Source organism: Pseudomonas pisciculturae (genome assembly GCF_015461805.1).
GTDB classification, from domain to species: domain Bacteria; phylum Pseudomonadota; class Gammaproteobacteria; order Pseudomonadales; family Pseudomonadaceae; genus Aquipseudomonas; species Aquipseudomonas pisciculturae.
The window spans coordinates 524,471-543,126 of record NZ_JACVZE010000002.1 but is presented as its reverse complement, the minus strand read 5'-3'; the positions used below and the strand labels follow the sequence as shown (position 1 = coordinate 543,126).

General features: G+C 60.3%; 17 protein-coding genes. 14 read left to right on the top strand and 3 right to left on the bottom strand.

The window, feature by feature from the left end; translation table 11 throughout:
• Positions 1-106: 106 nt before the first annotated feature.
• Complete coding sequence (gene aspA / locus ICY20_RS08185) at positions 107-1,531, bottom strand: aspartate ammonia-lyase (RefSeq protein WP_032884466.1); 1,425 nt, start codon at positions 1,529-1,531, stop codon at positions 107-109.
• Positions 1,532-1,713: 182 nt separating this feature from the next.
• Here aspA and ICY20_RS08180 point away from each other — a divergent pair, with 182 nt between their 5' ends.
• The 7 genes from ICY20_RS08180 (at position 1,714) to ICY20_RS08150 (ending at position 7,252) form a co-directional block, all read left to right on the top strand.
• Positions 1,714-2,643, top strand: a complete 930-nt coding sequence (locus ICY20_RS08180) for a LysR substrate-binding domain-containing protein (protein WP_124526963.1) — start codon at positions 1,714-1,716, stop codon at positions 2,641-2,643.
• Between the two features lie 189 nt (positions 2,644-2,832).
• A complete protein-coding gene (locus ICY20_RS08175) occupies positions 2,833-3,198 on the top strand; it encodes a helix-turn-helix domain-containing protein (protein WP_200846257.1) in 366 nt (121 codons plus the stop codon).
• The gene (locus ICY20_RS08170; RefSeq protein WP_194937264.1) at positions 3,195-4,499 is read left to right on the top strand and encodes a type II toxin-antitoxin system HipA family toxin; all 1,305 of its coding nucleotides are present in this window, start codon (positions 3,195-3,197) and stop codon (positions 4,497-4,499) included. The genes ICY20_RS08175 and ICY20_RS08170 overlap by 4 nt, the downstream gene beginning before the upstream one ends.
• A 196-nt stretch (positions 4,500-4,695) precedes the next feature.
• Positions 4,696-5,187 carry a 5-(carboxyamino)imidazole ribonucleotide mutase gene (gene purE, locus ICY20_RS08165; RefSeq protein WP_003176980.1) on the top strand — a complete coding sequence of 164 codons (492 nt, stop codon included), beginning with the start codon at positions 4,696-4,698 and terminating at the stop codon, positions 5,185-5,187.
• Between the two features lie 11 nt (positions 5,188-5,198).
• On the top strand, positions 5,199-6,284 hold the full coding sequence (locus ICY20_RS08160; RefSeq protein ID WP_028618517.1) for a 5-(carboxyamino)imidazole ribonucleotide synthase: 1,086 nt from the start codon (positions 5,199-5,201) through the stop codon (positions 6,282-6,284).
• A gap of 104 nt (positions 6,285-6,388) precedes the next feature.
• Positions 6,389-6,634: a GlsB/YeaQ/YmgE family stress response membrane protein gene (locus ICY20_RS08155; protein ID WP_135289263.1), complete on the top strand. Its 246-nt coding sequence runs from the start codon at positions 6,389-6,391 to the stop codon at positions 6,632-6,634.
• A gap of 81 nt (positions 6,635-6,715) precedes the next feature.
• Positions 6,716-7,252 (top strand): DUF3299 domain-containing protein, encoded by a 537-nt coding sequence (locus ICY20_RS08150; RefSeq protein WP_159956493.1) that lies wholly within the window; start codon positions 6,716-6,718, stop codon positions 7,250-7,252.
• 27 nt (positions 7,253-7,279) lie between these two features.
• Here the strand turns inward: ICY20_RS08150 and ICY20_RS08145 are convergent, their stop codons facing one another.
• On the bottom strand, positions 7,280-8,179 hold the full coding sequence (locus ICY20_RS08145) for a D-hexose-6-phosphate mutarotase (protein WP_159956491.1): 900 nt from the start codon (positions 8,177-8,179) through the stop codon (positions 7,280-7,282).
• A 58-nt stretch (positions 8,180-8,237) separates the two neighbouring features.
• Positions 8,238-8,642, bottom strand: a complete 405-nt coding sequence (locus ICY20_RS08140) for an acyl-CoA thioesterase (protein WP_003176975.1) — start codon at positions 8,640-8,642, stop codon at positions 8,238-8,240.
• 241 nt (positions 8,643-8,883) lie between these two features.
• On the opposite strand from ICY20_RS08140, the gene ICY20_RS08135 reads away from it, so the two are divergent.
• The 7 genes from ICY20_RS08135 to ICY20_RS08105 all read left to right on the top strand — a co-directional run bounded on the left by ICY20_RS08135 (position 8,884) and on the right by ICY20_RS08105 (position 18,474).
• Positions 8,884-10,173, top strand: coding sequence for an MFS transporter (locus ICY20_RS08135; RefSeq protein WP_194937263.1), 1,290 nt, complete (start codon positions 8,884-8,886; stop codon positions 10,171-10,173).
• Positions 10,174-10,350: 177 nt separating this feature from the next.
• Complete coding sequence (locus ICY20_RS08130; protein ID WP_159956487.1) at positions 10,351-11,337, top strand: phosphate ABC transporter substrate-binding protein PstS; 987 nt, start codon at positions 10,351-10,353, stop codon at positions 11,335-11,337.
• Positions 11,338-11,821: 484 nt separating this feature from the next.
• Complete coding sequence (locus ICY20_RS08125; protein ID WP_194937322.1) at positions 11,822-13,855, top strand: ABC transporter permease subunit; 2,034 nt, start codon at positions 11,822-11,824, stop codon at positions 13,853-13,855.
• Positions 13,856-13,870: 15 nt separating this feature from the next.
• Entirely contained in the window at positions 13,871-15,541 is a 1,671-nt protein-coding gene (gene pstA / locus ICY20_RS08120; protein WP_159956483.1) for a phosphate ABC transporter permease PstA, read from the top strand.
• Positions 15,542-15,728: 187 nt separating this feature from the next.
• The gene (gene pstB / locus ICY20_RS08115; protein ID WP_010207582.1) at positions 15,729-16,562 is read left to right on the top strand and encodes a phosphate ABC transporter ATP-binding protein PstB; all 834 of its coding nucleotides are present in this window, start codon (positions 15,729-15,731) and stop codon (positions 16,560-16,562) included.
• Positions 16,563-16,632: 70 nt separating this feature from the next.
• Complete coding sequence (gene phoU / locus ICY20_RS08110) at positions 16,633-17,394, top strand: phosphate signaling complex protein PhoU (RefSeq protein WP_135289272.1); 762 nt, start codon at positions 16,633-16,635, stop codon at positions 17,392-17,394.
• A 168-nt stretch (positions 17,395-17,562) separates the two neighbouring features.
• Complete coding sequence (locus ICY20_RS08105) at positions 17,563-18,474, top strand: response regulator (RefSeq protein ID WP_159956481.1); 912 nt, start codon at positions 17,563-17,565, stop codon at positions 18,472-18,474.
• Positions 18,475-18,656: the final 182 nt, after the last annotated feature.

Genomic DNA, 18,656 nt, shown 5'->3' with positions numbered 1-18,656 from the left:
TTTCACAACCTTGAGGCAAAAAAAAGGGCCTGAAGAACGAGCCTTCAGGCCCTCAAAAGGTGAGAGGTGTCTAGTCCCTCAACCTGGTGAGCGGTGCAACAAACGCTTAGGCCTTCAGCGGGACCAAACGTGGGGCAATCATGTTTTCCGGGCGCAGGATGTCGTCGAGCATGGCGTCGTCGAGCAAGCCTTCTTCGCGCACCAGTTCCAGCACGCCACGGCCGCTTTCAAGGGCGATACGGGCGATGCGGGTGGCGTTTTCATAGCCGATGTAGGGGTTCAGTGCGGTGACCAGGCCGATGGAGTGCTCCACCAGCTCGCGGCAGCGCGCTTCGTTGGCGGTGATGCCGACGATGCAGTGTTCGCGCAGCATGTCCATGGCGCGTTGCAGCAGGCGGATCGAGTCGAAGATCTTGAAGGCGATCAACGGCTCCATCACGTTCAGCTGCAATTGGCCGCCTTCGGCTGCCATGGTCAGCGCCAGATCGTTGCCGATCACTTGGAACGCTACCTGGTTCACGGCTTCCGGGATGACCGGGTTGACCTTGCCGGGCATGATCGAGCTGCCTGGCTGGCGGGCCGGCAGGTTGATTTCGTTGATGCCGGTACGTGGGCCGCTGGACAGCAGGCGCAGGTCGTTGCAGATCTTCGACAGCTTCACGGCGGTACGCTTGAGCATGCCGGAGAACAGTACGAAGGCGCCCATGTCGGAGGTGGCTTCGATCAGGTCGGCTGCCGGTACCAGCGGCTGGCCGCTGATGGTGGCCAGGCGTTGTACAGCCAGGGCCTGGTAACGCGGGTCGGCGTTGATGCCGGTGCCAATGGCGGTGCCGCCCAGGTTCACTTCGGTCAACAGCTCCGGAGCCAGGGTTTTCAGGCGCGCCAGGTCTTCGCTCAACGTGGTGGCGAAGGCGCGGAACTCCTGGCCGAGGGTCATCGGCACGGCGTCTTGCAGCTGGGTGCGGCCCATTTTCAACACATGGCCGAACTCGACGCCCTTGGCGGCGAACGCCTGGATCAGGCTGTCGAGGCTGGCCAGCAACGCGTCATGGCCCAGCAGCAGACCCAGGCGGATCGCGGTGGGGTAGGCGTCGTTGGTCGACTGCGCCATGTTCACGTCGTTGTTCGGGTGCAGGTACTGGTATTCGCCCTTCTGGTGGCCCATGGCCTCCAGCGCGATGTTGGCGATCACTTCGTTGGCATTCATGTTGGTTGAAGTGCCAGCGCCGCCTTGAATCATGTCCACCACGAACTCTTCGTGGAAATCGCCGCGGATCAGACGGGCACAGGCTTCGCTGATGGCAGCGTGCTTGGCTTCACTGAGCTGACCCAGCTCGCGGTTGGCATCCGCCGCCGCTTGCTTGACCATTGCCAGACCGACCACCAATTTCGGGTAATGCGAAATCGGAACGCCCGAGAGGCGGAAGTTATTCACCGCTCGCAGGGTCTGGATGCCGTAATACGCTTGAGCCGGTACTTCGAGTACGCCAAGCAGGTCTTTTTCGGTACGGAAAGATGCAGCGGAGGACATGACGGAAATCATCTCGATATGGACCCGGAACTGGCCGGAACGCTGCGAATGCTAGGCTTGTGCAGGTTTTTCGGCCAATGCTGTTAAGCACTGGCCTATGCATAAACGGCATAATGCAGGTGTGACCCGGCTATCATGGCGGGCGTGTGTGCCAAAATGGTGCGTACCCGTGGAGGGAAGTGATGAACCTAGAGAGCAAATGGCTGGAAGACTTTAGCGCCTTGGCGGCCACCCGCAGCTTTTCCCAGGCGGCAGAGCGGCGCTTCGTGACCCAGCCGGCGTTCAGCCGACGCATCCGCAGCCTTGAGGCCGCCCTGGGTTTGACCTTGGTCAATCGCTCGCGCACCCCCGTGGAGCTCACGGCGGCGGGGCAGCTGTTTCTGGTCACCGCACGTACCGTGGTCGAGCAGCTCGGCGAAGTGCTGCGCCATTTGCATCATCTGGAAGGTGGGCAGGGTGAAGTCATGCAAGTGGCCGCCGCCCACTCCCTGGCGCTGGGCTTCTTCCCACGTTGGATCGCGCAACTGCGCAACGAAGGCCTGAACATCGCCACGCGGCTGGTGGCCACCAACGTCGGCGATGCCGTGCATGCCCTGCGTGAAGGCGGCTGCGACTTGATGCTGGCGTTCTACGACCCGGACGCGGCCATGCAAATGGACGCGGAAATCTTCCCGTCGCTGCACCTGGGCAACACCGAAATGCTCCCGGTGTGTGCTGCTGATGCCGATGGCAAGCCGTTGTTTGACTTGGAAGGCGAGGGCAGTGTGCCTCTGCTTGCCTATAGCGCGGGTGCATTCCTGGGGCGCTCGGTGCATTTGCTGCTGCGCCAACGCGCGCTGCGCTTTACCACCGTATATGAAACCGCCATGGCCGACAGCCTCAAGAGCATGGCCCTGGAAGGCCTGGGCATCGCCTGGGTGCCGCAGTTGAGCGTGCGGGCGGAATTGGCCCGTGGTGAGCTGGTGGTGTGTGGCGGCCCGCAATGGCATGTGCCGCTGGAGATCCGCCTGTATCGCTGTGCGTTGGTACGCAAGGCCAACGTGCGGTTGTTGTGGCGCAAGTTGGAGGGTGGGGCGGCGCAGAGCCCTGTGGGTGAGCGTGGTTTAACGTGATTATTTGAAATTGGATAGTTTTATGATCAATAAGTGGAATTAAGTCATATTTTGATCATTTTTCTATCCAAAAAATCAGGCTCCATAGATCCGCTTACATGTCGCCGGATTATTGGCTAGGATACTGATCAATAAGTGGTAGAAGTTCACCTATCGATCAGGAAGCCAGACAAAATGCGGATGACTACGATGAGTGAGCAAGCCATCGCAGAAGTGATTGGCTCGCGCCTTGAAGCTTTGAGGGTGAAAAAGAACATCAATCAGCAAACAGTGGCCGATGAGGCGGGCATATCCCGCACCACGTTACGCCAGTTGATGGCGGGCAAGGGCACCTTGCTCAACCTGATTGCGGTGTTGCGCGTGATCGGAGAATTGGATCGGTTGAGTTCGCTGGTCGAGGAGGTGCGTTCAAGCCCCATCCAGATGGCGAAAATGGCCGGGAAGAAACGCGAACGCGCATACACCACCCGCAGGCCACCCTCCGCAGCCGCGTTGGTGACGGGCCAGAAGAAGCTCATCGTTCCCGACGCATCTGATAAGGACACGAGTTGGTGATCGCACAAATCTACTTATGGGGCCTGTACGTTGGCGCGCTCAACTGGGATGAGGCGAGCCAGGTTGGCGAGTTCGAGTTTTCTGCCGAGTTCGTCGCAACCGGGTTGGAAATTTCGCCCATCCATATGCCTGCCCGTGTTGGTTACACCTACGCATTCACAAGCCTGAACCGGGAAACCTATAAAGCGCTTCCGGCGATCTTGGCCGACTCGCTTCCGGACGATTTCGGCAATGCTTTGATTGACGCCTGGTTGGCCCAGCAAGGTCGCGACAAGCGTTCCTTCACGCCGGTCGATAGGTTGTTGTATCAAGGTAATCGCGGCATGGGCGCCCTGGAATACCGGCCGGCCATGAAGACAGAGGCCAACGAGGCCGAGAGTATCGAGATCGAGGCTCTGGTCCAGTTGGCTGGCGAAGTCCTTGCGGGGCGCGAGAGTCTTGAGGATCGCCTGACGTCCAACGACCCCACGGTGGATGATGCCGCGTTGCAGCGCTTGATCCAGGTCGGCACCAGTGCAGGCGGTGCGCGTGCCAAGGCGATCATTGCGATCAATGACGAAGGGCATGTCAGGTCGGGCCAAGTGACGGCGCCACAGGGGTATAGCTACTGGCTTCTCAAGTTCGACGTTGCAAAAAACACCGATGTACTTGCTGATAGCCAAGGATTTGGCCGGGTCGAGTACGCGTATCACCTGATGGCCAGGCAGGCCGGTGTGGTGATGACCGAATGCCGTCTGCTCGAAGAAGGCGGGCGCGCCCATTTCATGACCAAACGATTCGATCGCACGGATGATGGCGAGAAAATTCATACCGCTACGCTGTGCGCGCTGGATCATGCCGACTATAAAAAACCCGGTGAGTACTCGTACGTTGAGGCGTTGAGCGTGTTCAGGGCATTGAAGTTGAGCCGTCGAGAGGCAGAGCAGTTTTTCCGGCGGATGGTGTTCAACGTTATTGCCCGAAACCAGGACGATCACACCAAGAACATCAGCTTTCTCTTGGATACGGACGGCACTTGGTACCTGTCACCTGCCTATGACGTGACGTGGTCCTATATGCCCGGTAATTTCTGGGTCGATAGCCATCAAATGAGCATTAACGGCAAGCGCGACAATTTTGTGCTGGAGGATCTGCTCAGTGTTGCAAGTCAGATCAACGGGCTCAAGGCGCGCCAGATTATCCGCGAAGTGCATGAGGCAGTCGTTCAATGGCCTGTTATCGCTGACAAGACAGGTGTCTCGCAGGCCATGATTGATGCCATCGCCAAGACCCACCGCCTAGACCTTGCTACTGACTCTTGAGTCAATAAAACCGCCACTTTGCCCCGCTAGACAGATGGTCATCCAAGGGGCTGTTTATCTGGATTATTACGGTATACTGCGCGGCCTTCGGCCGGTCCAACCGGCCTTAATTCGTACAACAAGCCACGCCGGATTTCCCGCGTGGCTTGTTGTTTTTTGACGCGCCTGCGGGCGCCCAGAGAGAAGAGGCACGACGATGAGTGCATTGGTTGGCGTGATCATGGGCTCCAAGTCCGATTGGTCCACCCTTAGCCACACCGCCGATATGCTGGAAAAACTCGGCATTCCGTATGAAGTGAAAGTGGTCTCTGCCCATCGCACCCCGGACTTGCTGTTCCAGTATGCCGATGAAGCAGAATCCCGTGGCATCGAGGTGATCATCGCCGGTGCCGGCGGCGCAGCGCACCTGCCAGGCATGTGTGCAGCCAAGACCCACCTGCCGGTACTCGGCGTGCCGGTGCAGTCGGCGATGCTCTCGGGCGTGGATTCGCTGTTGTCCATCGTGCAGATGCCAGCTGGCATTCCGGTGGCGACCCTGGCAATCGGCAAGGCCGGGGCGATCAACGCCGCCTTGCTGTCGGCCAGCATCCTGGGCGCCAAGCACCCGCAGTTCCATGCGGTGCTGAAAAAATTCCGTGCTGAACAGACAGACAGCGTGCTGGACAATCCAGACCCACGTATCGCCTGAGGTTGTTGACGATGAAAATCGGTGTAATCGGTGGCGGCCAACTGGGCCGCATGCTGGCCCTGGCGGGAACCCCGCTGGGGATGAACTTCGCTTTCCTGGACCCGGCGCCAGATGCTTGCGCGGCCGCGTTGGGTGAACACCTGCGGGCTGACTACAGCGACCCGGACCACCTGCGCCAGCTGGCCGACGAAGTCGACCTGGTGACCTTCGAGTTCGAAAGCGTCCCAGCCGAAACCGTGGCCTTCCTTTCGCAGTTCGTGCCGGTGTATCCGAGCGCAGAAGCTTTGCGCATTGCCCGTGACCGCTGGTTTGAGAAAAGCATGTTCAAGGACCTGGGCATCCCGACCCCGGCCTTCGCCGATATCCAGTCCCAGGCGGACCTGGACGCCGCCGTCGCCAGCATCGGCCTGCCGGCGGTGCTGAAAACCCGTACCCTGGGTTACGACGGCAAGGGTCAGAAAGTCCTGCGCACTGCGGCCGATGTGGTCGGCACCTTCGCCGAGCTGGGCAGCGTTGCTTGCCTGCTGGAAGGCTTCGTGCCGTTCACCGGTGAAGTCTCGCTGATCGCCGTGCGTGCCCGTGATGGCGAGACCCGCTTCTACCCGCTGGTGCATAACACCCACGACAGCGGCATCCTCAAGCTGTCCGTGGCCAGCACCGATCATCCGTTGCAGGCGTTGGCCGAAGACTATTCCAGCCGCGTGCTCAAGCAGCTGGATTATGTTGGCGTGATGGCGTTCGAGTTCTTTGAAGTCGACGGTGGCCTCAAGGCCAACGAAATCGCCCCGCGTGTGCACAACTCCGGGCACTGGACCACCGAAGGCGCCGAGTGCAGCCAGTTCGAAAACCACCTGCGGGCGGTGGCGGGCTTGCCGCTGGGCTCCACGGCCAAGGTCGGTGAGAGCGCCATGCTCAACTTCATCGGCACGGTGCCGGCGGTAGAGAAAGTCATCGCCATCGATGACTGCCACCTGCATCACTATGGCAAGGCCTTCAAGGCCGGGCGCAAGGTGGGGCATGCCAACCTGCGCTGCAAGGACCGTGCAACGCTTGAAGCGCAGATCCTCAAGGTCGAAGCGCTGATCGCGGAGCAATAAGCCTGGCGGCGGCGGGAACCATTGGTTGCCGCCGCCTCTCTGATTGCAGGACGCCAAAGTCTGACTAGGCTTTGGTGTATTCACTTCATTCAGAGGGAAATGCCATGGGTATCATCGGAACCATCTTTATCGGCCTGATCGTCGGCCTGCTGGCGCGTTTCCTCAAGCCTGGCGACGACAGCATGGGCTGGATCATGACCATCCTGCTGGGTATCGCTGGCTCCCTGGCCGCGACCTACGGTGGTCAGGCATTGGGCATCTACGAGGCCGGTCAAGGCGCGGGCTTCCTCGGTGCCCTGGTAGGCGCCATCGTGCTGCTGGTGATCTACGGCCTGATCAAAAAGAAATGATCTAAGCGACAAAGCCCTCTGCGCTGCGCAGGCGCAGAGGGCTAGAATGCCGGCACTGTTTACCTTGCCGAGCTTCTTTTCATGCGCCGTCTTCTGTTGACTCTTCTTCTGCTGGGCTCAGGCCTGGCGCACGCCGGTGAACTGCCGGAAACCGATTGGCTCGACCTTATGCCGCTTTCTGACCAGAAAGCCCTCGAAGCCATGCCCGAGATCGACCACAACTCCCCCGAAGCCCAAGGCACCTTTACCGATAAAGGTGGTTTGAAGCAGAGCAAGGGCCTGCCGGCAGTTATGTACTCCACCAAGACCGTGGGCGCCATGAACGGCAAGAACATCCGCATCGGCGGCTACCCGGTGCCGCTGGAAACCGACGCCAAGGGGCGCAGTACGCTGTTTTTCCTGGTGCCGTACCCAGGCGCGTGTATCCATGTGCCGCCACCGCCGCCTAACCAGTTGGTGCTGGTGCGCTATCCCAAGGGGTTGAAGCTGGATGATATTTACACGCCGTTGTGGGTGACGGGCACGCTCAAGGTGGAAACGGTGAATAACGATTTGGCGGACGCCGCTTATGCACTGGATGCGGGGAAAGTGCGGGTGGTGAAGGAGTCGGATCTCTAAAGCCCGCTCCCACATTTTTGATTGGGTTTACAAGGCGATATTGGCGATGCTCACGCCTAGGGTGTGGTGTTGGCCTGGTGCCAAGGTCACCACATCATCCAGCACATTCGCCGTCTCGATGCACAGCATGCCCGTCCAGCCGTCATCGGCCATGTCATCAAATGCTTTCGCGCGTTCGGTCCACGGGTTCCAGATCACTGTGGACTTCGAGCCCTGGCTGGTGAGTTGGATGCGGCGCTGCCAGTCATGATCGACGATGTTCAATTGCGCTGGAGTGTCGAGGTAGATGCGATCAGTCTCGGCAGTGAAGCTCAGCAGCCCAGCCTGTTGCTTGGTCATCCAGCCGTCGGCGGTGTCGATATAGGCGCCACCGTCCAGCCCTTCGACCTGCACGTTACGCACGTCGCTCACGGCGAAGTAGGTGTGCAGCGCCTGGCTGAGGGTCACGGTGTCGCTGCCACGGTTGTGACTGGTCAGGCGGATATGCAACTGGTCATCCAGCAGCAGGCTCAGGGTCAGGTCGACCTGATGGGGCCAGCCAGGGAACCCGCCGGCAGGTACAGGCAGCACCAGATCAATACGCAGCGCCTCACCCTCAAGCTCGCTCGCGGCCAATTCCCACAACGCGGTACGCACAAAGCCGTGAGCCCCGGCCGGCTGCTCGCTCTGGCGCATCGCCTTGACGCTTTGCGGGTTGCGGTCAAACACACCAAACCACGGCCAGCACACCGGCACACCGGTGCGAATGCCTTTGCCTTGCTTGAACACCGCTTCAGGATTCGGCCAAATCAACGGCTTTTCGCCATCGCGGCCGTAACTGAATATATGCGCGCCCTGTTGGGCCACCATCAATTCAGCGCCGTTGTGGCGGATGCGCCAGCAGTCCAGCTCGTCGATTTTCACGGTTTCAACGTGGGGCGTCGGCATTACAAAGCACTCTTCATGGCAGGCAATGGGGCAATTGACCGTCAAAACCCGGTGAGGTTTAACGTGCGCGCGACGGAACCGAACGCGTGCGGCCGCTGCCGTCGATGGCGACAAACACAAACACCGCCTCGGTGACCTTGCGCCATTCACTGGACAGTGGGTCGTCGCTCCACACTTCAACCATCATCTGGATCGAGCTGCGGCCGATTTCCAGCGCCTGGGTATAAAAGGAAAGCTGAGCGCCTACCGCGACCGGTACCAGGAACGCCATGCGATCAATGGCAACTGTGGCAACACGCCCGCCCGCGACCTTGCTGGCCATGGCCGTGCCGGCCAGGTCCATCTGCGCGACCAGCCAGCCGCCGAAAATATCGCCAAAGCCGTTGGTTTCACGCGGGAGCGCGGTAATTTGCAGGGCGAGGTCGCCTTGCGGGATAGGGTCTTCTTGTTCGAGTTCGATCATGCCGGAGATGCCTCTCAAGACTGCGGGTTCTTGCGCGTGCGTGGGCCGAGTATATCGACACCCTCGCGCCGCGACGACCGTCTGAGGTTGATTTGGTCGGCAATTGGCCGCTGTATCGCGGCTTTTTGCGGCAACTGTGCTTGTGATGTGCTTTTGCAAGCGATTTGCTATCTTGCCCAACCCGTCCTGGCTCAGCCAGCACACCGGATCTGCCGTCCTGACTAATAAGAGAAGCCTTGCCATGTCCTCCGTGCCCGCAAGCAGTGCGCAACCGTCGCGCCCGCTGACCCGCAACGACTACAAAACCCTGTCGCTGTCTGCCTTGGGCGGGGCGCTGGAATTTTATGATTTCATCATTTTCGTGTTTTTCGCCACCGTGGTCGGAAAACTCTTTTTCCCCCTCGACATGCCTGAATGGCTGCGCATGATGCAGACCTTCGGCATCTTCGCCGCCGGTTACCTGGCACGCCCGCTGGGCGGCATCATCATGGCGCACTTCGGTGACCTGCTGGGCCGTAAGAAGATGTTCACCCTGAGCATCTTCATGATGGCCGTGCCGACCCTGATCATGGGCCTGCTGCCGACCTACGCGCAGATCGGCCTGTGGGCGCCGATCCTGCTACTGCTGATGCGCGTCATCCAGGGCGCGGCGATTGGCGGCGAAGTCCCGGGCGCCTGGGTGTTCGTGTCTGAGCACGTGCCAGCGCGTCACATCGGCTACGCCTGCGGCACGCTGACCAGCGGCCTCACCGCAGGCATCCTGCTGGGTTCGCTGGTGGCCACTGCCATCAACACGCTGTACACCCCCGTAGAGGTTTCGGACTACGCCTGGCGTATCCCATTCCTGCTGGGCGGCGTGTTTGGCCTGCTGTCGGTGTACCTGCGCCGCTGGTTGCATGAAACGCCGATCTTCGCCGAGATGCAGCAGCGCAAGACCCTGGCCGCCGAACTGCCATTGCGCGCCGTACTGCGCGACCACCGTGGCGCCATCGTGCTGTCGATGTTGCTGACCTGGTTGCTGTCGGCCGGTATCGTCGTCGTTATCCTGATGACCCCGACTGTATTGCAGACCGTCTATCACTTCAGTGCGACCGTTGCGCTGCAGGCCAATAGCCTGGCCATCGTGACCCTGAGCCTGGGTTGCATCGCCTCCGGTGCATTGGCTGACCGCTTCGGTGCCGGCCGCGTGCTGGTTGCCGGCTGCGCGCTGTTGCTGGCGACGTCCTGGACGCTTTACCACAGCCTGATCAATCACCCTGACTGGCTGTTCCCGCTGTACGCCCTGACCGGTTTGTTTGTAGGCACCATCGGTGTCGTGCCGTATGTAATGGTGAAGGCCTTCCCACCGGTGGTGCGCTTCAGTGGGTTGTCGTTCTCCTACAACGTTGCCTACGCCATCTTTGGCGGTTTGACGCCGCTGGCGGTGTCGCTGTTAATGAAGGAAAGCCCGATGGGCCCGTCCTACTACGTCGCCGCCCTGTGTGTGATGGGGATGCTGGTGGGTGGGTATCTGTGGAAGCGTTCGCGCTAAGCCTTTGCTGAAGATCACTCCCGCGCCCTGCGTGGGAGTGATGGCAACTCCTCGCGTTACCTCTCTCCTGCTGATAGTGGCCTTTCATCTAACTGTCACATTGCAGACATAGAGTGTTCACACGGCCTGCCGATACTTGGCCCCGATCCAACTATCCCTATCTGCTAGGAGCAAGGCATGAAACTGAAACGTTTGATGGCGGCAATGACTTTTGTCGCTGCTGGCGTTGCGACCGCCAACGCGGTGGCCGCTGGTGTTGATCCGGCAATCCCGGCTTACGTTAAGACCACTGGTGTGTCGGGCAACCTGTCCAGCGTTGGTTCCGATACCCTGGCTAACCTGATGACCCTGTGGGCCGAGGGTTACAAAAAGGAATACCCGAACGTCAACATCCAGATTCAAGCTGCCGGCTCCGCCACCGCACCTCCTGCGCTGACTGAAGGCACCTCCAACCTGGGCCCGATGAGCCGCAAGATGAAGGACACCGAGCTGGCTGCCTTCGAGCAGAAGTACGGCTACAAGCCAACCGCTATCCCGGTTGCCGTGGATGCCCTGGCCGTGTTCGTGCACAAGGACAACCCGATCCAGCACCTGACCATGGAGCAAGTCGACGCGGTGTTCTCGTCGACGCGCCTGTGCGGTGGCAAAGCCGACGTGAAAACCTGGGGCGATCTGGGCGTGACCGGCGACCTGGCCAACAAGCCAGTGCAATTGTTCGGTCGTAACTCGGTATCCGGCACCTACGGCTACTTCAAAGAAGAAGCCCTGTGCAAAGGCGACTACAAGCCAAACGTGAACGAACAACCAGGCTCGGCTTCGGTCGTGCAGTCCATCAGCTCCTCGCTGAACGGCATCGGTTACTCGGGCATCGGCTACAAGACCGCCAGCGTGAAGACTGTGGCCCTGGCCAAGAAAGGCAGCACTGACTTCATCGAAGACACCGAAGAAAACGCCCTGAACGGCAAGTACCCGCTGTCGCGCTTCCTCTACGTTTACGTCAACAAAGCCCCGAACAAGCCGCTGGCCCCGCTGGAAGCTGAGTTCGTGAAACTGGTTCTGTCCAAACAGGGCCAGGAAGTTGTGGTGAAAGACGGCTACATCCCACTGCCAGCCAAAGTTGCCGCCAAGGCCCTGGCTGATCTGGGTCTGAAAGAAGGCAACTAAGCCTGCGGTACCCGGTGTAACGCTGGACCCTGTGGGAGCGGGCTTGCTCGCGAATGCGGTGGATCAGTCAGCTCATCTATAGCTGACATACCGCCTTCGCGAGCAAGCACGCTCCCACACTTGACCGGTGACACCCTCAATTTTCGATCCGCTGCCAGCTCTGCTACGCGGCGGCTTTGTTGCGTCACTGCTTTGTCATCTTTCTGTCATACAGGATCGCTAGGGTGTGCGCATGAATGATCTGGCCAATTCCACCATGACGACGACTTCTCCCCCCAAGCGCATTGATTTCAATACGCCTGAGCTGCAACGCAAGCGCCGCATTCGCGCGCTGAAAGACCGCCTGACACGTTGGTACGTGCTCGTTGGTGGCCTGGCCGTCCTCGGCGCTATCACCCTGATCTTCTTTTTCCTCGCCTATGTAGTCGCGCCCCTGTTCCAGGGTGCTTCGCTGACCAAGGCAGACGCGCTGACCCCGGCCTGGATCCAGGACGCGGGCAAGCCGCTGATGATCTCCCTCGAAGAACAGAACCAGGTTGCCATGCGGGTTTCCGACAAGGGCCAGGCGCTGTTCTTTGCCGTTGATAGCGGCGCCGAACTCAAGCGTGTCGACCTGCCGCTGCCGGCTGGCGCCAACGTGGTGTCTATCGGTCAAGACCAGCCGGGCACTCCGCTGGTGATCCTCGGTTTGTCCAATGGCCAGTCCCTGGTGTTCCGCCACACCTATAAGGTGTCGTACCCGGATGGCAAGAAGACCATTTCGCCTGCGATTGAATACCCCTACGGTGAAACGCCGATCGTGCTCGACGAAGCTGGCCGCCCGTTGGAACACGTTTCCCTGAATGCCACCGACTCGACGCTGGTGGTCGCCGGTTCCGCCGGTTCGCACTTGAACGTGCTGTCCCTGAGCCGCGAAGAAAACATGATGACCGGCGAAGTCACCAGCGAGCAGAAGCGTATCGAGCTGCCGCAAATGACCGAGCCGGTGAAGGCGATCTTCATCGACCCGCGCCAGCAGTGGCTGTACGTGATCAACGGCCGAGCCCTGGCCGATGTGTTCAACCTGCGCGACAACAGCCTCAACGGTCGCTACAAACTGCTTGAAGATGGCAACGCCGAAATCACCGCAAGCACCCAGTTGGTGGGCGGTATTTCGCTGATCATCGGTAACTCCAAGGGCGGCCTGGCCCAGTGGTTCATGGCCCGCGACCCGGATGGCGAGCAGCACCTCAAGCAGATCCGTACCTTCCAGATGGGCACTGCGCCCATCGTTGAGATCACTGCTGAACAGCGTCGCAAGGGTTTCACCGCCCTCGACGCTACCGGCAAATTCGGTGTGTTCCACAGCACTGCCCACCGCACGTTGCTGGTAGACCCCGTGGTTGACGGCCAGGGCGTGTTCGGTCTATCGCCACGGGCCAACCATGTGATCGTCGAAGCCGGCGGCAAGCTGCAACCGCTGCTGCTGGACAACCCGCACCCGGAAGTCTCCTGGAGCGCGTTGTGGAGCAAAGTCTGGTACGAGAACTACGACGAGCCTAAGTACGTCTGGCAATCCACCGCCGCCAACACTGACTTCGAACCCAAGATGAGCCTGGCTCCGCTGACCTTCGGCACCTTGAAGGCCGCGTTCTACGCCATGCTGCTGGCCGCGCCACTGGCCGTTGCTGCTGCAATCTACACCGCCTACTTCATGGCCCCGAGCCTGCGCCGCAAGGTCAAACCGGTGATTGAGTTGATGGAAGCGATGCCGACGGTGATCCTCGGCTTCTTCGCCGGCCTGTTCCTGGCGCCGTATGTGGAAGGGCATCTGCCGGGCATTTTCAGTCTGTTGATGCTGCTGCCGATTGGCATCCTGGTGGCCGGTTTCATCTTCAGCCGGTTGCCTGAGTCGATCCGCCTGCGGGTTCCTGATGGCTGGGAAAGCGCGATCTTGATCCCGGTGATCCTGTTCGTGGGTTGGCTCTCGCTCTACATGAGCCCTTACCTGGAAACCTGGTTCTTCGGCGGCGACATGCGCATGTGGATCTCCCATGACCTGGGCATTACCTACGACCAGCGCAACGCCCTGGTGGTTGGCTTGGCCATGGGTTTTGCGGTGATCCCGAACATCTACTCCATCGCCGAAGACGCCGTGTTCAGCGTGCCCCGTGGCTTGACGCTGGGCTCGCTGGCCCTGGGTGCCACGCCGTGGCAGACCATGACTCGCGTGGTCATCCTCACCGCCAGCCCGGGCATCTTCTCGGCGCTGATGATCGGCATGGGCCGCGCCGTCGGCGAGACCATGATCGTGCTGATGGCCACCGGTAACACGCCGGTGATGGAGATGAACCTGTTTGAAGGCCTGCGAACGCTTGCGGCCAACGTCGCGGTAGAAATGCCCGAGTCGGAAGTAGGCGGCAGTCACTACCGCGTGCTGTTCCTCTCGGCGCTGGTGCTGCTGCTGTTCACCTTCATCATGAACACCCTCGCCGAGCTGATCCGTCAGCGTCTGCGCAAGAAATACTCGTCGCTTTAAGAAAGGTAGAAGTCTGTGAAACAGAACTCCCTGAATGGATGGTTCAAGAGCGGCGCTCCCGGCGTCTGGATCAGCGGTGGCGCGGTGTCCATCGCGGTCATCATGACCATCGGTTTGCTGGCTGTGATTGCCGTGCGTGGCCTGGGCCACTTTTGGCCGGCCGACCTGATCCAGGCCAACTACAGCGTGCCGGGACAGGAAAACCATATCGTCATCGGCGAAGTGGTGCAGAAAGAAGAAGTACCGCGCGAGCGCCTCAAAAGCGCTGGCCTGCCGGTGCCGGACCAAGGCCCGGAGTTCATGACCCGCGAGCTGATCAAGGTCGGCAACCGCGATTTGAATGGCAACGACTTTACGTGGGTCGTCGGCGAGTGGCTGAAGGACCAGACCACGCCCGTAGACCTGATGGCCATCGAGCGCCGTGAGTGGGGCAACTTCTACGGCACCCTGGTCAACGTCAAGCAGGACGGCAAGGTCATCGCCGAAGGCGCGGCCGCCTGGCCGGAGCTGCAAGCCCGTGTCGAGCGCGTCAACAAGCTGGCCGCCCAACTCAAGACGCTGGAGAAGTCCGACATCGGCGCGATCAACGCAGGTCTCGAACGCATCCGCCTGCACAGCCGCAAGTTGGAGTTGGAGGGCAAGCTCGATGCTGCCGCCCAGGCTGATATGGACTCAGGCCGTGCCGAGCTGAATGCCCGTTACCAGGACATCGAAGCGCGCCTGGCCGACCTGCACGCCCAATTCAACCGCGACGCGTTGACCGCCCGCGATGGCAACGGCAAGGAAGTCGAAATCGGTATCGGCAAAGTGGTGCACGCTTACCAGCCGAACGCCATGGGCACGTTTACCAAGATCGGTTTCTATTTCAGCAAGGTTTGGGAATTCCTCAGCGACGACCCACGGGAAGCCAACACCGAAGGCGGGATTTTCCCGGCCATCTTCGGCACCGTGATGATGACCCTGATCATGGCCATGATCGTGACCCCGTTCGGCGTGCTGGCGGCGGTGTACCTGCGTGAATACGCCAAGCAAAACACCCTGACGCGCATCATCCGCATTGCGGTGAACAACCTGGCGGGCGTACCGGCCATCGTCTACGGCGTGTTCGGCCTGGGCTTCTTTGTGTATGTACTGGGTGGCTCGGTAGACCGCCTGTTCTTCGCCGAAGCCCTGCCGGCGCCGACCTTCGGTACGCCGGGCCTGTTGTGGGCCTCGTTGACCCTGGCGCTGCTGGCGGTGCCGGTGGTGATCGTGGCCACCGAAGAAGGCTTGGCGCGCATCCCGCGCACTGTGCGTGAGGGCTCCCTAGCACTGGGTGCGACCAAGGCCGAAACGCTGTGGAAGATCGTGCTGCCCATGGCCAGCCCGGCGATGATGACCGGCATGATCCTCGCCGTGGCCCGCGCCGCCGGTGAAGTGGCGCCGCTGATGCTGGTAGGTGTGGTGAAACTGGCGCCGTCGCTGCCGCTGGACGGCAACTACCCGTACCTGCACCTTGACCAGAAGATCATGCACTTGGGCTTCCATATTTATGACGTCGGCTTCCAGAGCCCCAACGTCGAAGCCGCACGGCCGCTGGTGTACGCCACTGCCTTGCTGCTGGTGCTGGTGATCGCCACGCTCAACTTGTCGGCGGTGTGGATACGTAACCACCTGCGCGAAAAATACAAAGCGTTGGATAGTTAAGCGGGCTGGACACGGTCAATGTGGGAGCTGGCTTGCCTGCGATACAGGCGACTCGGTTGAGCAGGTACACCGCGGTGATGCTATCGCAGGCAAGCCAGCTCCCACACTGGACCGCGTCAGACACAGAATTTGAGTAGACCGCCACAGGCGGTTCAACGAAACGAATTGGTAGCACAGGGAGCATCCCATGCAGCAAGACACCCACACCCACGGCATCAACATGTCTGCCCTGGGTCGCGACAAGCAGAGCCTGAGCCTGGCCCAGGAAACCGTGGCCATCGAAGTACCAGGCCTGAGCCTGTACTACGGTGAAAAACAGGCGCTGTTCGACGTCAGCATGAACATCCCCAAGCAGCGCGTGACCGCCTTTATCGGCCCGTCGGGCTGTGGCAAGTCCACGCTGCTGCGTACCTTCAACCGCATGAATGACTTGGTGGACGGCTGCCGCGTCGACGGCGCCATCAACCTCTACGGCACCAACATCTACCGCAAGGGCGAAGACGTGGCCGAGCTGCGTCGCCGGGTGGGCATGGTGTTCCAGAAGCCCAACCCGTTCCCCAAGACCATCTACGAAAACGTGGTTTACGGTTTGCGCATCCAGGGCATCAACAAAAAACGCATCCTCGACGAAGCGGTGGAGTGGGCGCTCAAGGGCGCGGCATTGTGGGATGAGGTCAAGGACCGTCTGCATGAGTCGGCACTCGGTTTGTCCGGCGGCCAGCAGCAACGTCTGGTGATCGCCCGCACCATTGCCGTAGAGCCTGAAGTGCTGCTGCTCGACGAACCCTGCTCGGCACTCGACCCGATCTCCACGCTTAAGGTCGAAGAGCTGATCTACGAGCTCAAATCCAAGTTCACCATCGTGATCGTGACCCACAACATGCAACAGGCGGCGCGGGTTTCTGACTACACCGCGTTCATGTACATGGGCAAGTTGGTAGAGTTCGGCGACACCGATACCCTGTTCACCAATCCGGCGAAGAAGCAGACCGAAGACTACATCACCGGTCGCTACGGCTAGGATGCTGTAGTTCTCATCGCACTGACGCTGCGGTTCTCCGCACCTTACCGGACGCTCCAAGGACGCCAACATGATTAGCAAAGAAGGCCTTACCCATCACATCTCCGCGCAGTTCAACGCCGAGCTTGAGGAAGTGCGCAGCCACCTCCTGGCGATGGGCGGCTTGGTGGAGAAGCAAGTCAACGACGCCGTCACCGCGCTGATCGAGGCCGACTCGGGCTTGGCCCAGCAAGTGCGTGAGATCGATGACCAGATCAACCAGATGGAACGCAACATCGATGAAGAATGCCTGCGCATTCTGGCCCGTCGCCAGCCGGCGGCTTCTGACCTGCGTTTGATTATCAGCATCTCCAAGTCGGTGATCGACCTGGAGCGCATCGGCGACGAAGCCACCAAGATCGCTCGCCGCGCCATCCAGCTGTGCGAAGAGGGCGAAGCGCCGCGTGGCTACGTGGAAGTGCGCCACATCGGCGACCAGGTGCGCAACATGGTGCGTGACGCCCTCGACGCCTTTGCGCGTTTCGACGCCGACCTGGCGTTGTCGGTGGCTCAGTACGACAAGATCATCGACCGCGAATACAAGACCGCCCTGCGTGAACTGGCCACCTACATGATGGAAGACCCGCGCTCTATCTCGCGGGTCTTGAGCATTATCTGGGTGCTGCGTTCCCTGGAGCGAATCGGCGACCACGCCCGTAACATCTCGGAACTGGTGATCTACCTGGTTCGCGGCACCGACGTGCGGCACATGGGGCTTAAGCGCATGAAGGCTGAAGTTGAAGGTTCGGCCGATCTTATCCCTAATGTTCCGGGCGAATCTGACGATAAGTAGGATTGCCCGAGAAATTAACGCCCGGCCTTTGGTCGGGCGTTTTCGTTTGTGGCCTCCGAATATTTTGCGCAGCGGAAGCAATAAAGTCCGACTGTGACTACCGAGTTTTGGCAAAATGCCACCAGTCAGGCGTCTTGCGTGCCGAAGTTTTTATAGGATGAAGGGTCGATGAGTAAAGTCAGTGTATTGGTGGTGGATGACGCCTCGTTTATCCGCGACCTGGTGAAGAAGTGCCTGCGCAACTACTTCCCCGGGATCAAGCTGGAAGATGCGGTAAACGGCAAAAAGGCCCAGGCCATCCTGATGCGCGAGACCTTCGACCTGGTGCTGTGCGACTGGGAAATGCCCGAGATGTCCGGCCTTGAGCTGTTGACCTGGTGCCGTGAGCAACCTCACCTCAAGGCCATGCCGTTTGTGATGGTGACCAGCCGTGGCGACAAGGAAAACGTGGTGCAGGCGATTCAGGCCGGCGTTTCCGGCTACGTCAGCAAGCCGTTCACCAACGAGCAGTTGCTGAACAAGGTCAAGCAGGCCTTGCACAAGGTCGGCCGTCTCGACGCCTTGGTGGCCAGTGCGCCGACCAAGATGAATTCGGCTTTCGGCAACGACTCCCTGAGCGCCCTGACCGGCGGCAAGCCTGAAGCCGCGCGCGCGGCGCCGGTTGCGGTAGCTGCGCCTGCGCCGAGCAAAGGCCTGCTCAACAGCCCGCCGGTACAGGCACCTGCGGCAGCAGCGCCGGCGGCCGGTCGTGGCCAGGGCCAATTGCGGTTGTCCAGCGGCACCCAGCAATGCGTGATCAAAGGCTTGAGCATCAAGGAGGCGCTACTGGTGGTGCGTCGCGGTGAAGTCCTGCCTCAGGTACTGGAAAGCGCCGTGCTCGACCTGGAGCAAGGCGACAACGCCGAAGTGGCACGCCTCAACGGCTACCTGCATGCCATCGTCGCCCACGAACCAAAGCCCGACAGCGACTGGCTGCAACTGACCTTCCGGTTTATCGACCAGGATGCGCAGAAACTCGACTACATCTCCCGACTGATTGCACGGGGCACGGCGCAGAAGCATTTTGTGCCGGGTGCGTAACCTTAGTTCACCACAGACCCATGTGGGAGGGGGCTTGCCCCCGATTGCGGTAGGCCAGTTACAGATGTATCAACTGACACTCCCTCATCGGGGGCAAGCCCCCTCCCACATTTGAAACTCATTGCTGCATACAAAGTTGTCATGATCCCTTGTTAGCCTGCCGTTCAGTCATCCCGGCAGGT

Coding starts and splice junctions, on each gene's coding strand:
- pstB (WP_010207582.1), top strand. CDS start 15,729: ATGCAGCAAGACACCCACACCCACGGCATCAACATGTCTGCCCTGGGT.
- phoU (WP_135289272.1), top strand. CDS start 16,633: ATGATTAGCAAAGAAGGCCTTACCCATCACATCTCCGCGCAGTTCAAC.
- ICY20_RS08160 (WP_028618517.1), top strand. CDS start 5,199: ATGAAAATCGGTGTAATCGGTGGCGGCCAACTGGGCCGCATGCTGGCC.
- ICY20_RS08105 (WP_159956481.1), top strand. CDS start 17,563: ATGAGTAAAGTCAGTGTATTGGTGGTGGATGACGCCTCGTTTATCCGC.
- ICY20_RS08150 (WP_159956493.1), top strand. CDS start 6,716: ATGCGCCGTCTTCTGTTGACTCTTCTTCTGCTGGGCTCAGGCCTGGCG.
- ICY20_RS08145 (WP_159956491.1), bottom strand. CDS start 8,179: ATGCCGACGCCCCACGTTGAAACCGTGAAAATCGACGAGCTGGACTGC.
- ICY20_RS08135 (WP_194937263.1), top strand. CDS start 8,884: ATGTCCTCCGTGCCCGCAAGCAGTGCGCAACCGTCGCGCCCGCTGACC.
- ICY20_RS08180 (WP_124526963.1), top strand. CDS start 1,714: ATGAACCTAGAGAGCAAATGGCTGGAAGACTTTAGCGCCTTGGCGGCC.
- aspA (WP_032884466.1), bottom strand. CDS start 1,531: ATGTCCTCCGCTGCATCTTTCCGTACCGAAAAAGACCTGCTTGGCGTA.
- ICY20_RS08155 (WP_135289263.1), top strand. CDS start 6,389: ATGGGTATCATCGGAACCATCTTTATCGGCCTGATCGTCGGCCTGCTG.
- ICY20_RS08140 (WP_003176975.1), bottom strand. CDS start 8,642: ATGATCGAACTCGAACAAGAAGACCCTATCCCGCAAGGCGACCTCGCC.
- ICY20_RS08130 (WP_159956487.1), top strand. CDS start 10,351: ATGAAACTGAAACGTTTGATGGCGGCAATGACTTTTGTCGCTGCTGGC.
- ICY20_RS08175 (WP_200846257.1), top strand. CDS start 2,833: ATGAGTGAGCAAGCCATCGCAGAAGTGATTGGCTCGCGCCTTGAAGCT.
- purE (WP_003176980.1), top strand. CDS start 4,696: ATGAGTGCATTGGTTGGCGTGATCATGGGCTCCAAGTCCGATTGGTCC.